The sequence below is a fragment of the uncultured Maribacter sp. genome, from assembly GCF_947495965.1.
Classification (GTDB): Bacteria; Bacteroidota; Bacteroidia; order Flavobacteriales; family Flavobacteriaceae; genus Maribacter_B.
Map to the genome: position 1 here is coordinate 172043 of NZ_CANMBB010000004.1, position 15439 is coordinate 187481.

A 15439-nucleotide genomic window follows, 5' to 3' on the forward strand; every position below is an offset into this window, starting at 1 on the left:
TTAGGTTTTATTATTTCAATTAAAAATGGTAATTTCGCGAACTGATTTTAATTATTCCAAACAATGGCAATTTTAGAAAATATAAGAAAAAGAACAACCGTTTTAATCCTTATTATTGGTTTAGCACTATTCGCATTTGTAATTTCAGGTGTTTTTACTAGTAGTAATATGGGCGGTGGAAAAGTAGGTTCTGCTGTTGCAGAGATAAATGGAGAAGAAGTTTCTATAGATGCTTTTAGATCTAAAGTAGAAGCTGCATCTAGAAGAGTTGGGCCAACTACATCCTCTTTACAACTTGTAAACCAGGTTTGGGACCAGGAAGTTAGAAACACTATTTTAGGAGAACAATTTGAAGATTTAGGTATTGGTGTTGAGCAGGATCAAATTATTGATTTCCTTAAAACTACAGGATATGCTCAAAATCCAGAATTTCAAAATGAAAATGGAGTTTTTGATCCTAACAGATTTAAAAATACTATTGCAGATTGGAAATCTAATAACCCAGGACAGTATGATGCTTGGTTAGAAACGGAAAAAACAATTATTCAATTAGCAAAAGAACAAACCTATTACAATCTTATAAAAGCAGGTGTAGGAGCAACTCTAAAAGAAGGAGAGTTAGATTATAAGTTAGCTAATGATAAAGTAGATATAAAATATGCTAGAGTTGCTTACTCTTCTATAGCAGATAGTACTATCTCGGTTTCCAAAAGCGATATTTCTTCTTATATTAACGAGCATAAAGAAGAGTATAAGCAAGAAGACGCAAGAGATATTCAATTTGTATATTTTGAAGAAAAAGCATCTGCTGCAGATGAAACTGCTGTAAAAGAAAAAATAACAAAGTTATTAGCTAACACAGTAGAGTATAATTCGCAAACAGATAGAAACGATACTATCTTAGGATTTAGAAACACAAAAAATGTTACTGCGTTTTTAGATAGAAATTCAGATACTAAGTTTGATACTATTTATAAAGATAAAAAGCAATTACCAGCATTATTTGCAGATACATTAGCAGCATTAAATGTTGGCAATATATATGGCCCATATAAAGATGGTAACTTTTATAAGTTATCTAAGATGGTTGCTAAAAAAGCAAATGGTTCTGTTAAAGCTAGTCATATCTTAATTGCCTATGAAGGTGCAACAAGAGCTAACCCAGAAGTAAAAAGAACTAAGGAAGAAGCAGAAGAAAAAGCAAAGGAACTTTTAAAAGATGCTAAAAAGACAGGAACTGTTTTTGTAGAATTGGCAAGAGATAATTCAGATGGACCATCTGCTGCTAATGGTGGAGATTTAGGATATTTCCAAAGAGGTACTATGGTTCCAAAATTTAATGATTTTGCTTTTGGTAATAAAGTTGGTGCTATTGGATTAGTAGAAACAGATTTTGGTTTTCATGTTATTAAAATAGATGACAAACAAGACATTTATCAAATAGCAACTATTACTAGAGAAATTTTACCATCAGAAGAAACTATTAATACGTTATTTACAGATGCTACAAAATTTGAAATGGAATCTATAGAGGGTTCAAAAGCATTTTTAGATTTGGCAAAGGAAAATGAATATAGCGTGCGTCCTGTAAATAAAATAAAAGCTATGGATGAAAATTTACCTGGCTTAGGAACGCAACGTAGTATAGTACAATGGGCGTTTAATGAAGATACAGATAATGGGAGCATTAAAAGATTTAATGTTAATAATGGCTACGTTATAGCACAATTAACAGCAAAATACAAAAAGGGTCTTATGTCTCCAGAAGATGCTTCTGCTTCTGTGTTACCAATATTACGTAAACAAAGAAAAGCAGCACAAATTATTAGTGCTAACAATGGCAAGGCTTTAGATGCTTTTGCAAAGGATAATAATATTTCTGTTGCTACTGCATCTGCTTTAACAGTAAAATCTCCTACAATTCCTGGTGCAGGTAATGAGCCTGTAGTTGTTGGTAATGCTTTTGGTTTAGCAGAAAATGAAACTTCTAAATTAATAGAAGGTAATACAGGTGTTTTTATGGTTACGGTTACTAAAAAGACAGACGCCATTAAATTAGACAACTATAGTACATATGCAAATTCTTTAAAGAACTCTAATGGTACAAAGGTTACTACAGAAGTTTATAATGCATTAAAAGAAGGAGCAGAGATTAAAGATAATAGAGCTACTTTTTATTAGTAGTATATTTAAGATAGATAAAAAGCCTTCCAATTTGGAAGGCTTTTTTTATAGTACCATTTCTTTATAAGGTATTAGTGTTTCATATCCTTTTCTTTTAAAATAACGCATTTGTCTTGGGGTGCCAGTGGCTAAAACAAAATCGCCTCCCCAGGCGCCTAAACTCTTTATATGTCCTTCAAAATCAGAAAATAAAGCTTCTTTTTGCGTGGGTATTTGTAAAAAGCTAGAAAGGAGATTCTCATGCGCTAAAAGTAAAGAGTTAAAATCGGTAAGACTTTCAGCTATGAGCATTTGCTGTGTAAGCTCAGAGAGTTTTGCAATTAAGTTTGTTTTATCTTTAGCTATAGATTTATAATTAGCAATTCCTTCTCTGCTGTTTTGTTTTTTATTTAAATAAACAAAGTAGAGTTTATCTATAAAAGGAGGGTAAAAATCTGTTTTTTTAACTTCAGGTTTCCCCGCATTTAATTTATAAGTTATGGGGTAATTATGTTGTGCGCAAGCAATATCGTAAGCACTTCCAGAAAACGCATTCCATAATAATTTGTAAGCATCTACTTTAGCCCAACTAGCAATGTTATTTATTAATGTAGAAGAGGAACCAAGTCCCCAATTTCTAGGAAACGTTAATTTGGTTTCTACAAAGTAACCAGCAGTTGCCGAAAGAAAAGGATTAAGTTTCTGCGCTTCAGACAAAATCTTAATTAGTATATCAGCAGTAGATTGCGCTTCAATATTTAAATTATTTTTATTTTCAACTTCTAAGCGTATGGAGTTTGTAGAATCATCAGGTTTTATAAGAAAAGTTGTTTTAAACCAAGTGTCCCCTTTTTCATCTATACTTGTCCATACTATTTCTGGGGCATTATTTATTCTAATAGTAAGTAGTTGCCCATATTTAGTTGGTATTGCTAAACTTAAAGCACCATCTAAAACAGCATATTCACCAGTTAATAATAACTTGCCATTGCTATAGAAAGTTGAATTCATTTTTTATTTTTTAAGTTTTTCATAGGCTTCTATCACGGCACTATGAGAAACGGTATTATTTTTAAAATGATTAATAACCGCCTCTTTTTCTGTTTCTGTAGCTCCTAATTGATTAAGAATATTTAGAAGATGCATTTTCATATGTCCTTCTTGAATGCCAGTAGTAACTAAAGAACTAACAGCGCCAAAATTTTGAGCCAAACCAGCAACGGCAACAATTTGCATAAGTTCTTTGGCAGAAGGTTTTTGTAATATTTCAAAAGCTAATTTTACTAAAGGATGTAAATTAGTTAAGCCACCAATAGTTCCTAATGCAAGTGGTATTTCTATCCAAAATTTAAAAATATTATTCTCTATGGTAGCATGTGTTAAACTACTATAAGAACCATTTTTTGATGCGTAGGCATGTACACCAGCTTCTATAGCTCTAAAATCATTCCCGGTTGCTAATACTACAGCATCTACACCATTCATAATGCCTTTGTTGTGCGTAACAGCTCTATGGGGTTCTGCTTTTGCAATAGCAATAGCTCTAATCATTTTTTGAGCAAACTCTTTTGGGCTTACCTTTTTATGTAAGTTTAGATCTTCTATAGGGCAACTAACTTCTGCTTTTGCTAAACAGTTTGGAGTGTAGTTAGAGAGGATGCTCATTACTACCTCTATATTTTTTTCCTCGTTAGTAAACAACGCATAGTTTTTAGCTTCTTTTTTAAAAGTAGTGGCAAATTGTTCCAAACAACTATTAATAAAATTAGCACCCATGGCATCCATGGTTTCAAAAGTGCAATGTAGTTGGTAGTAATTTTCTAAGCTATCTGTTTTATCTCTTAATTCTATTTTAGTAATACCACCTCCTCTTTTCTCCATATTTTTTGTTATAGAAGAAGCTTCGGAAATAAGTTTAGAATGTACTGTAGTAAAAAAATCTTGTAATTTAGAGAAGTCTCCAGAAAATATAAAATGTACCTGTCCTATTTTTTCAGTACCAATAATAGTAGTTTTAAAACCACCACGATCTAACCAAAATTTTGCAGCTTTACTAGCTGCGGCAACAACAGAACTTTCTTCTATAACCATTGGTATAGAAAGTAATTTTCCATTTATTAAAAAGTTAGGCGCAATTCCTAGTGGTAAATAAAAGTTAGAAATAGTATTTTCTATAAACTCATCATGCAATTTTTGTAGTTGTGCATCTGTGTTCCAGTAGTCAGAAAGTATTTTTTTTGTAGCTTCTGGATGCTTTGTGTATTCTTTTGCAATCCAATCTATTTTTTCTGCTTTCGTAAGTTTAGAAAAACCTGTAATAGGCTTGGTCATAGGTGTTATTTTTTCAATAATACAAAGATAGTTTAAAGTTAACTAGGGGTATAAATTTATTACAAAACTCATGCCATCTAAATTCTCATATACACTAGAGTTTAAACATGTATAATAGTAAGAAATTACAATAAAAGTTATAGTCTTTCACTCATATGATATAATACTTTGATCATATGTTTATTTTTTTGATTTTTTATCGATGTAATATTGCACATATGCTAAGAGTTATTGTAAAGAAAATAGATTTTAACCTATTAAAAAGAATAGAATTAGTAGCTATTTCTATTTTAATAATTACGTTGCCGCAGGTTAATATAAAATCTTTTTTTAATTCAACGGTTACAAGTAAGTTTATTTATTTTTCCTATTTTTTACTTGCTTTACTAATACCATTTATATTACATTTTTTACGTTTAAAAAAAATAAAACTATCTAAATTAGATGGTTTCCTTGTGTCATTTATTTTGTACATAACCGTAAATAGGTATATAATTCAAGGAGATTATAGCTTTTCCATTAGATACTTGGAGTTATTAGGGTTAAGTTTATTATACTGCATTTTGCGAAGTATTAAACCTCACAATTTTTATTGGTTATTTCTTGCTATTGTTATATCAGGAACGATACAGGCTATTTATGGTAATCTGCAATTACTAGGGTATTTTGCTTCCAACCATTCCGGATTTAATATAACGGGTAGTTTTTTCAACCCTGGACCCTATGGTGGATTTTTAGTATGTGTTTGGATACTGGCATTAGGAATGTATCTTTTTAAAGAAAATATCATCCATAAAATCAAAGGTGAGTTTGATAATAAATCAAAATACTATATTAATACCGTTACATATCTTTTTAATTACATTCCATTAGTAGGTTTAGCTACAACCTTATTAGTAATTCCTGCAACACAGTCTAGAGCAGCATGGGTAGCACTTTTGTTAGGAAGTCTTTTCTTATTGATAATAAAACATAAGATTAAGAGTGGGATTTTTAAACCGCAGACTAAAATAAGAAAAGCAATTAGTATTTTATTGGTATTTAGCATTTTAGCGTCTATGTTTTATGGCGCTTATCATTTTAAAAAGAATTCTGCAGATGGTAGGTTATTAGTCTGGAAAGTTAGCGCAAATATAGTTGCAGACTATCCAGTTTTTGGGGTTGGTTTTGATAGGTTTATGGCACATTATATGAACTATCAGGCAAGCTATTTTTTGAATGATTTAGCCTCAAATGAAGTTGAGTTAGCAGGAAATACTCGTTATGCTTTTAATGAATTTATACAATTAATCGTAGAAAATGGGCTTGTGGGAGGAGTTCTCTTGTTATTACTAATTTATGGTATAGTTACAATTAAAATTATGAGTAGCAATAAAGAGATAAGTTACATTATAAAGAGTGTGCTTATAGGTATTGGCATTTTTGCTTCTTTTTCGTATCCCATGCAAATACTTCCTGTAAAATGTATTCTTGTATTGCTATTGGCTCTTATAGCAAATATAGATGTACAAAAGAAGGCTATTGGTTTATTTATGAAGAAAAGAATACAAATAGTATATAAAATATCTTTTCTTACTTGTGGGGTGTTCCTATTATTTTTTGGAATTACTACCCTTAAAAAATTTACAATAGGTTTTAAAACATGGAAAGAAGCTTCATATTCTTTTAACAATGAATTATATAATACAAGTGTAAAAGAATATGAAAGTGTACTAACTATTTTTCATAATAATGGTGTTTTTTTGGAACAATACGGACAAGCCTTAGGTTTTAATGGGCAACATGAGAAAGCATTGTTATTTCTTGCACTGGCCGAAAAGCATGTTAATAGTAATGTACAGCAAACAACACTAGGAGATAATTTTAAAAGACTTACTAAGTATAAAGATGCTGAAATGGCATACGTAAAAGCATCAAAAATGATTCCTAATCTTCTTTATCCTAATTATTTATTAGCAAAATTATATAATGAGAGTGGGCAAAAAGAAAAAGCTATTAAAATGGCTAACAAAGTATTAAAAATGCCTGTAAAAATACATTCTAATGCTGTAACGGAAATAAATAATGAAATGAAAATGATAATAAATAAAAATAATGGAAAACCAAAATTTTAATTTAAATCAAGATTTTATGAACGGATACACTACTATATTTCTAAAAATTGTATTAGCTATAGTTGTAATATATGCACTGGTGTTAGTTATTAGTTTTTTGAGAGATAAATATATTAGTAAAGAATTTAAGAGTTCTAGAGTAGATTATATAGAGTTATTATTATTACTTTATAAGGTATTTGTTACTTCTGGTTGGGGATTTATACTTGGTAATATATTACAATTTACCTTAAAGGCTTTTAGTGCCAATAAAAATAACTTTTTTAAGAAGTTACAAGGAGATTATGACTATTTAATTTTTGGAGTTGTAATAATTTTTATGGGTATTGGTTTTAATGCAGCTAAAAAAGCAATTGAGGCTAGTAGAGAAGAAAATAAAACCTCTGGGTCTTAAAAATAAAACATTCTATAGTATTAATTTAAAAATTGTAGCCTATGAAATAAACCAACAATAACCCAGAGGAAATCTTTAAAATTATAAAGGTTTTAGTTTAAGATAGTCTTATTACTATAACATTCCAAAAGTAGTGTTTCCTTAGTTTATACTTTACTAATAACATTAAATAAAAGAGATAATATCTCAAAATTTTTTAAATACATAAATTATGAAAAAAATAGTTTTAACAGTCCTTATTGCTGTTGTTGCAATTTTTAATTTTACAAATGTGACATTTCAATCTAAAAATTCAGATTTAGCCTTATTTCAGTTAAAAACTGCTCAAGCTTGTGATGGTGAAGAATCAAGTTTTGAAGAAGACGCTTGGGAATTAGACGAAGTAACAGTTTATGGAGATTTGGATGAAGTTCTAGATCCGCTTGATTATACTGATAGTGATGGAGATCCTTTTCCACATAAAACACCTAGTTGTGGTTCAAATTGTGAGGAAGGATGGCATCCAGATCAAGAAACTACTTGGAGCTCTTTTTGGGATACCAACGATGACTATTATCAGGTTCCTGTTGAAATAGTAACACAACATACAGATCCAATTTCTGGTGACGTTACAAATACTCCTGGGTATGCGGTTATTTGTCCAGAAGGACATGATGATTGTTAAAAACAATATAACTTAATGGAATTTTTTAGGTTAATTAATAAGAATTTAAATTTTATAATAAAACTAGTAGCCAATTTCTTTGGCTACTAGTAATAAAAAAACATGAAAAAAATTACTTTAATTACGTTATCCTTTTTTTTTCTTTTTTCTTGTGATAATAAAAATAAATCAAAGAAAAAAGATGATTTAATTTTTAGTGGAGTAAAAAAAAGCAAAAATATTATTGAAATAAAGATTGACTCATTATGCACTGATATTATTAAAATACCAAACGTAGACTCTACATCAAAATTATATTTATCTAAATTTATTGATTCTGTTAGGTTATTAAAGTTAGAAACTACTGAAAAAAGTATTATAGGTAAAATTGACAAAATAATTGTTAAAAATAAAAGTGTTTATATTTTGGATGCTTTTGTAACTAAAGGTATTTATGAGTTTAGTATTGATGATGGTAGTTTTATAAGAAAATATGGAAATTTTGGAAAAGGGCCCTCCGAATATATATATCCTGTTGATTTTAATATTGATAAAAATGAATTAATAATTTTAGATAATAATAAATCTAAATTATTAGTATATGATTTAAACGGAAAGTTTAAACGGAAATTAAGGTTAGGCTTTAGGGCATTAAAATTTATAATTGATAAAGATGGGAGGTATATATATTATACTGCAGGTTCTCCCAATTACTATATTGATAATAGTAATAATTTTTTATTATTAATTGGAAATGGTAAAGGAAATATAAAATACAAAGCTTTTTCTACCCTTCCTATACAGCATAAATTCTCTTTTTTAGGAAGTAATAGTTTAATCATTAATAATGATAATCCGATGTTTCATTTTAGATATGATAATAATATTTATATTATAGAAGGTAATAAAATAAGACCATTCCTTTATTTTGATTTTGGTGAAGAAGCATTGCCAAAAGACTATGACCATAATATTAATCATAAAGAGTTTGTGGCGAAATATCATGGAATAGAATCTCCTTATTTAACGTTTAGTGGGAATTACTTAATAAATAATAATCATATGTTTTTTACTTATAATAAATCTAATCGCCTTGTTACTTCAATATATTCGTTTAAAACAAAAGAAATTATTTCTGGTACGATTTTATCTTCAGAAAATTTTAAAAAAGGATTTGGCACTTTTTCTCCTACTACAATCTATAAAGATTTTTTTGTTAGTTATGCAAATTCGTATGAAATAATTAAAAACAAAGAATTATTGAAAAAATTTCGTGATGAAGAAACAAATAATTTAATTAAAGAAACAACCGAATATGATAATCCGATAATAGTTTTTCAAAAATTAAAAGAATTTTAATATGCTGAAATATATGGTTTTAATAGTATTCGTACTAACAGCGTTTAATTGTCAACAAAAAGAAGAAAAAGTTAAACCTGAAAAAGTAGTTAATGGAGGTTTGGTATATAAGATGTTCGAACAGATGAAATCAAATGGACAGATGTTATTTTCTAAAGAAGTTAAGAATGATACTTTAAATAAATTAAAAATAATCTTAAAGGAGAAACAAAAACTTGTTTTTAGATTTAACACAGCTTCTTGTGGAATTTGTGTAGATAGCGTTTTATTAAACCTAAATAGGTTTTCTAAAGAAAACAATTTAAAAAATGAAATTGTAATACTTACAGCTTATGAAAACAATAGGGATTTACATATTTTTAAGAAGATTAATAATGTAAATTTTAATGTGTTAAACTTTAAAGAAGGTGATTTAAATATCCCGTCTGATAAGGGGCATAAACCTTTCTTATTTGTTACAGACTCTACTCTAATTTGTAAAAGTTTTTTTATACCAGAAAAGAGTTGGCCTTTTTTAACAAAAAAATATTTGGAGCATATTAAGGAAACTTATTTTAATGAAATAAATGAAAAAAAATAAAATACAAGGTATTCTTTTATTAACAGCTGTTTTTTTATTTATAGTTGGTTGGTTATCAGTATATTTTTCATTCTTGCTATTATTTGCTTTTATACCACTACTCGTTTTATTTGAGAATACTAGTAAGGGTAAATTGTTAATTGTTTATATTGTTTTTATATTATGGCATAGCACCACTATTTTTTGGATTTATAAAATAAATGAAGAGGCTTTCATTGCAATTTCTCTAATTAATTCTTTATTTTTTCTTACCCCGTTTGTTTTATACAAATACGGTGTAAGAAAATATAATTATTTGACTGCTTCATTTTTATTTATAGTTTCTTGGGTATCTATAGAGTTTTTGCATCACAAGTGGGGTTTTGCCTTTCCTTATATGACTTTAGGTAATGGCTTAGCTGACATACCTAGATTCATTCAATGGTATGAGTATACAGGTGTTCTAGGAGGTAGTTTGTGGATTCTTGCGGCTAATTTTTTTCTATATGGTATTGTAAGAAAATACAGAAACAAGGAAAAATTTAGTAAAGTAATTGTTGTAGAGGCTCTAATTGTTATTTTTTTACCAATGGTAATTTCTATTGCCATAAATACAAAAAGTATAAATAAAAAAAAGAGTGTTGAAGTTGTTAGCGTGCACACTAATGCCGATTGTTATAATTTTAAATATAAGGTATCTCCTAAAAAATTAGTGAATCATTATTTAGATGCTATTTTGCCTAATATTACAGAAAATACATCGTTTATTATTTTGCCAGAAACAGCTATAAAAGGGAGGTATTGGATAGGTAGAAATAAAGTAAAAGAAAGTGGTCTGTTAAAATACATAAAAGATACTATTAAATTTAAAAGCCCTAATGTAAATCTTATATCTGGAATATTTTTAAACCAGGTTGTAAATGAAAAAGACAAAATAGCTGCTTATGCGCATTTTAATAAAAAATATAAGCGTTCGTTTTATAAATACAATGGGGCTATTAATATTGATCCTAATACATCTTTTTTTGAATATAGAACAAAACAAAAGTTAGTACCTATGGAAGAATCTACACCCTACCCTTCTATAATGTCAGGATTAAAGGGCGTGGTGAAATCATTAGGTAATTTTAATTTTTATTACGAAAAGGAAGACGGAAAAGTGTTTTATAATAAAAGCATAGATACTAAGGCATCTATGCTTATTTGTTACGAATCTTTGTTTGGTGAAGAAACTACTAAACATACTAAAAATGGAGCGGAAGTATTATTCGTAGGTCTAAATGAAGGCTGGTATAAAAACTTAAAAGCGGCATCTCATTTTAATAATTTTGGTGTTTTAAGAGCTATAGAAAATAGAAGGTATGTAGTACGTTCATCTAATGATGGCATAAGCTCTATTATTGACCCTAAGGGTACTCTTGTTAAACAAACAAGTGAATTTAAACCAAGTGCATTAAAAGCAACAGTGTTTGCTAATAAAACGATAACATTTTATGTTAAATATGGGGATTATATTGGTAGATTATCTGTAATTGTTTTAGGGATTTTAATTATTTATAATCTTGTTTTTAAGCTATTTATAAAAGTGAAGAGCCTTAAAAAAAGCTAATGACAAAAAAAGGGGTATCATATAAAAATAAAAGCATTTTTTCTGCTTTTAGCATTATTATCATCTTTGTAACACTAAGTATTATAGGCCTATCTTTATTACAAAGAATTCCTGTGCAATTAATGCCCTCTAAAGTAATACCAACACTTACGCTAAGGTACTATTGGAGCAACACGCCTGCATATGTTATTGAAAAAGAAGTAACTTCTCTACTAGAAGGCGGTTTAAGTACTATAAAAGGTATTAAAAATATTAAATCATCTTCCTATAACGGTAGCGGGGAAATTAATTTAGAGTTTGATGAAGATACCAATATGGATGTGGCGAGGTTTGATGCCGCTGCTATTATAAGGAACACCTATGGTACATTACCGAAACAGGTTAGTTATCCTGTGTTATTTAATAAAGGAGAGTCCTTTCGTTTACAACCTTTATTTACCTATTCTATTTTAAATAATAACGAACTCCCAAACATTCAAAACATTATAGAGAATGAACTCACAAAACCTTTACAATTATTAGATGGGGTTGCAGAGGTAAATACCTATGGTATTTTGCCAGAACAATGGCAAATTTCTTATAATTATTATAAAATGTTTTTAAATGGGATTTCTACTAACGATATAAGGGCAGCTATAAACAGTGCCAAAAATAGTTACCCTTTAGGGACAGCAAATGTTTCTCTATTTGATACTTCTGAAAAGGGACTGGTTTTTGAAACCTCGTTTAAAGATAATTTTGAATGGGAAAAGTTACCTATCAAAAATGTAAATGGCAGGGTTATTATTTTAGGGGAGATAGCAACTATAAAAAAACAAGCTAGTAAATCTACTTCGGGTTATCGTATTAATGGAGTGCAACCTATTGTTTTTGTGGTATATGCTAATGCAGGTATAGGGGAATTAAAATTTGCTAAAAATGTAAAAAGTAAAATTGAAGAATTAAAAAAGAACCTTCCCCCTGGGATGGAGATACTTTTAAGACGTGATAATACTGAATTTATTGAAAAAGAACTTCAAAAAAACAAGAACAGAACTGTTTTAACGATGGGTATTTTACTGGGCTTTATTTTATTCTTCACAAGAAATTTTAAATACTTAAGTATTATAGTTTTAAGTATTTTTTTCAATATTACCATAGCATTTTTATTCTACTATATATTTAACGTACAATTACACATTATTTCATTAGCAGGTATTACCATTTCTTTAGGTTTTTTGATTGATAATAGTATTGTGATGACAGACCATATTATTAATTTTAAAAACAAGAAAGTATTTCTACCGTTATTAGCTTCTTCATTAACAACAATATGCTCTTTATCCGTAATATTTTTCTTTGACGAAGAAACTAAATTAAATTTATTCGACTTTTCTAAAGTCATTATAATTAATTTAAGTGTTTCTCTATGTTCCGCATTGTTTTTAACCCCTGCTTTATATGCTGCTTTTTATAAAAAAAATAGCAATATTTCAGTAAAGAAAAAAAGAAACTATTTTCTAGAACCATTCTACAAGCGAATGCTATTGAGACTATCAAAGATTAGGGTTATAGTATTATTTATATGTCTTTTACTTTTTGGTTTACCTGTTTTTTTATTACCTAGTAAACTGCCTCAAGATAATTTTATAGGAAAAATCTACAACCAAAGTATTGGTAGTGAGTTTTATAATAAAAATATTCGCAGTAATATAAATTTAGTATTGGGTGGTACGCTCCGTTTATTTGTAAACGAAGTGCCGCATGGGAGGTATTTTACAGACAAACAAGAAACAATACTTACCATAAAAGCAATGTTGCCAAATGGAGCCACTTTAGATTTATTAAATGGTGCTTTAAAAAAAGTGGAAGATTACTTAACACAATTTAATGAGATAAAATCTTTTGAAACGAGTATTAAAAAATCAAATAATGCAACCATAACAGTCTACTTTAAGGAAGGTATAGAGGATACATCATTTCCAGTTAATTTAGAAAATTCGGTATTAAAAGAAGTAATTGCCATCGGGAGTACAGATTGGAGGATAAGTGGTGTTGGTAGGGGGTTTAATAATGCAATAAAAGAACGGACTGGAAAGTACAGATTAGAAGTTAAGGGCTATAACTATGATCAAGTTTCTATATATGCAAATAAATTTAAACAAGACTTGTTAAAAAACCCTAGAATAAAAGAAGCTAATATTATGGAGCGTAATTACGCTTTTAGAAATTATGATGAAGAATTTGTATTGGATATGAATCAAGAGAGATTAGCTATACAAGGTGCGTCTGTATTAAATTTATATGGTTTTGTTAAGCAATTATCAACGCGCCAAGAATATATAAGCCGAATTAATTTAGACACCATTTCAAGCGCTATTTATTTAAATTCTGGATATGCAAAAAACTATAAAAAATGGAATATTATGAATGAAAGTTCTATCTCTAATGATGTATTCCTTAAAATAAAAGAACACGGCACAATTAAAAGACAAAAAACGAATAAAGGTATTTATAAAGATAATCAACTTTACACATTGTTTTTAGAATACGATTTTATTGGACCAGATCAACAAGCTGCAATATTCCATCAAGATATAGTTGATAAATTTTCAAAAGAAATCCCAATAGGATATTCAGCAAACAATCCAAATAGAGTCACGCTTAATGAAGAGCAAAAAACTAATAAATTAATTTTTATTGGGATTATTCCTCTACTTATTTTCTTTGTTTGCGCTATTCTTTTTGAGTCTTTTAAATTACCGTTAATCGTAATTTTTTTCATTCCTTTTTCAATGATTGGTGTCTTTTTAACGTTTTATATATTCAATTTAAATTTTGATCAGGGAGGTTATGCTGCGATGATATTATTGAGTGGACTAACAGTGAACGCCGTTATTTATATCATTAATGAATGGAAAGTCCTAAAAAATAATACACCTAAAACTTTATTTAATGCATCTAATATTTTTCAAGAAGCATTTAATAGAAAAATAGTGCCAATACTATTAACAATTGCCTCAACAATTGTTGGACTTATTCCATTTGTTCTAGATGGTCAAAAAGAAGCTTTTTGGTTCTCACTTGCTATTGGTACAGGTAGCGGTCTTATATTTTCTTTATTAGGAATCTTCTTTATACTACCGTTATTTTTTATAAAACCACTAAAGACAAAAGCATGTTAAAATTAAAATACCTAGCAAAATATATGAAACAATATAATATTCCTTTTTATAATCATCTCATTTTAATTTTATTGTTCCTTTTTGTTCTAAATGGTTGTCAAGAAAGTAAAGAGCAAAAAATAGAGGTAACTAAAATCAAAGAGCAAGAAAAAAAAGAAGAAGTAGAAATTATAATAGCTAAAAATACGGGGTTTAATAAGCAAATTATTAGCAATGGTAAATTATATGCCAATAAAAAAAACAGCTTACGTTTTAGATCGTATGGTAAGGTGGCTAAAATTTATGCAAAAAATGGAGATGTTGTAAGTAAAGGAGCTAGAATAGCAAGTTTAGATACGTACGAACTAAATAATGGATTCAAAGTTGCCGAGAATCAATTAAAGAGGGCAGAAATTGATTTTAAAGACGGCCTTATTGGGCTGGGTATAGATCCGAATAAAACAAAAGCAGTACCAGATACCATTCTTAAAAATGTAAAAATTAGAAGCGGTTATTTAAAGGCAAAAACAGATTTATCTAAAGCCAGATACAACTTACAGGGTGCTGTTTTAGTTGCGCCTTTTAATGGGGTTATAGCAAACTTAAATTTATATGAAGGGAATTATATAGACAACTCAAAAACGTTTTGTGATATTATTGATGATAAGGAACTTGAGATACGATTTCCAATTATGGAGTCAGAGTTGTCTGTTATAAAGTCAAAACAAAAAATACAGGTAGTACCATATGCTAATCCAGAACAAAAGATAGAAGGTACTGTAATAGCCATAAACCCATCTGTAAACGAACATGGTTCCGCACAAGGGTATGCGGTTATAAAAAATATAGATAAAACACTTTATGAAGGTATGAATGTGAAATTATATGTTGATGTAAATGTTCCTAATAGAATTACGGTACCTAAAAAAGCGGTTGTGGTAAGGTCCCAAAGACAAGTTGTTTTTACATATGAAAAAGGTTTGGCAAAATGGAATTATGTAGAAACTGGGTTAGAAAATGCAACAGATGTTGTAATTCTAAAAGGAATAAAAGAAAAAGACACTGTAATTGTGGTAGGTAATTCGCATTTAGCAGATGACACTCCTGTTAAAATAAAACATTAG

11 protein-coding genes are annotated in these 15439 nt (G+C 28.8%); 9 read left to right on the forward strand and 2 right to left on the reverse strand.

What is annotated here, in order from left to right; genetic code table 11:
* The first annotated feature begins 63 nt into the window (after window positions 1-63).
* Window positions 64-2181, forward strand: coding sequence for a peptidylprolyl isomerase (locus Q0820_RS10280; protein WP_298487552.1), 2118 nt, complete (start codon window positions 64-66; stop codon window positions 2179-2181).
* A 48-nt stretch (window positions 2182-2229) separates the two neighbouring features.
* Here Q0820_RS10280 and Q0820_RS10285 read toward each other — a convergent pair whose 3' ends face one another.
* Both Q0820_RS10285 and Q0820_RS10290 read right to left on the reverse strand, forming a co-directional pair.
* The gene (locus tag Q0820_RS10285) at window positions 2230-3174 is read right to left on the reverse strand and encodes a GYDIA family GHMP kinase (protein ID WP_298487553.1); all 945 of its coding nucleotides are present in this window, start codon (window positions 3172-3174) and stop codon (window positions 2230-2232) included.
* A 3-nt stretch (window positions 3175-3177) separates the two neighbouring features.
* The gene (locus tag Q0820_RS10290) at window positions 3178-4494 is read right to left on the reverse strand and encodes a hydroxymethylglutaryl-CoA reductase, degradative (RefSeq protein ID WP_298487554.1); all 1317 of its coding nucleotides are present in this window, start codon (window positions 4492-4494) and stop codon (window positions 3178-3180) included.
* 218 nt (window positions 4495-4712) lie between these two features.
* On the opposite strand from Q0820_RS10290, the gene Q0820_RS10295 reads away from it, so the two are divergent.
* The 8 genes from Q0820_RS10295 to Q0820_RS10330 all read left to right on the forward strand — a co-directional run bounded on the left by Q0820_RS10295 (window position 4713) and on the right by Q0820_RS10330 (window position 15439).
* Entirely contained in the window at window positions 4713-6608 is a 1896-nt protein-coding gene (locus Q0820_RS10295) for an O-antigen ligase family protein (protein ID WP_298487555.1), read from the forward strand.
* Window positions 6589-7002 (forward strand): hypothetical protein, encoded by a 414-nt coding sequence (locus Q0820_RS10300; protein ID WP_298487556.1) that lies wholly within the window; start codon window positions 6589-6591, stop codon window positions 7000-7002. The genes Q0820_RS10295 and Q0820_RS10300 overlap by 20 nt, the downstream gene beginning before the upstream one ends.
* Window positions 7003-7213: 211 nt before the next feature.
* Window positions 7214-7666, forward strand: a complete 453-nt coding sequence (locus Q0820_RS10305; RefSeq protein ID WP_298487557.1) for a hypothetical protein — start codon at window positions 7214-7216, stop codon at window positions 7664-7666.
* A 102-nt stretch (window positions 7667-7768) separates the two neighbouring features.
* Entirely contained in the window at window positions 7769-9004 is a 1236-nt protein-coding gene (locus Q0820_RS10310) for a 6-bladed beta-propeller (protein WP_298487558.1), read from the forward strand.
* 1 nt (window position 9005) lies between these two features.
* Complete coding sequence (locus tag Q0820_RS10315; RefSeq protein WP_298487559.1) at window positions 9006-9584, forward strand: hypothetical protein; 579 nt, start codon at window positions 9006-9008, stop codon at window positions 9582-9584.
* On the forward strand, window positions 9571-11172 hold the full coding sequence (gene lnt, locus Q0820_RS10320) for an apolipoprotein N-acyltransferase (protein WP_298487560.1): 1602 nt from the start codon (window positions 9571-9573) through the stop codon (window positions 11170-11172). The genes Q0820_RS10315 and lnt overlap by 14 nt, the downstream gene beginning before the upstream one ends.
* Window positions 11172-14336 carry an efflux RND transporter permease subunit gene (locus tag Q0820_RS10325; protein WP_298487561.1) on the forward strand — a complete coding sequence of 1055 codons (3165 nt, stop codon included), beginning with the start codon at window positions 11172-11174 and terminating at the stop codon, window positions 14334-14336. The genes lnt and Q0820_RS10325 overlap by 1 nt, the downstream gene beginning before the upstream one ends.
* Window positions 14330-15439 (forward strand): efflux RND transporter periplasmic adaptor subunit, encoded by a 1110-nt coding sequence (locus tag Q0820_RS10330; RefSeq protein WP_298487562.1) that lies wholly within the window; start codon window positions 14330-14332, stop codon window positions 15437-15439. Before Q0820_RS10325 ends, Q0820_RS10330 begins: the two co-directional genes overlap by 7 nt.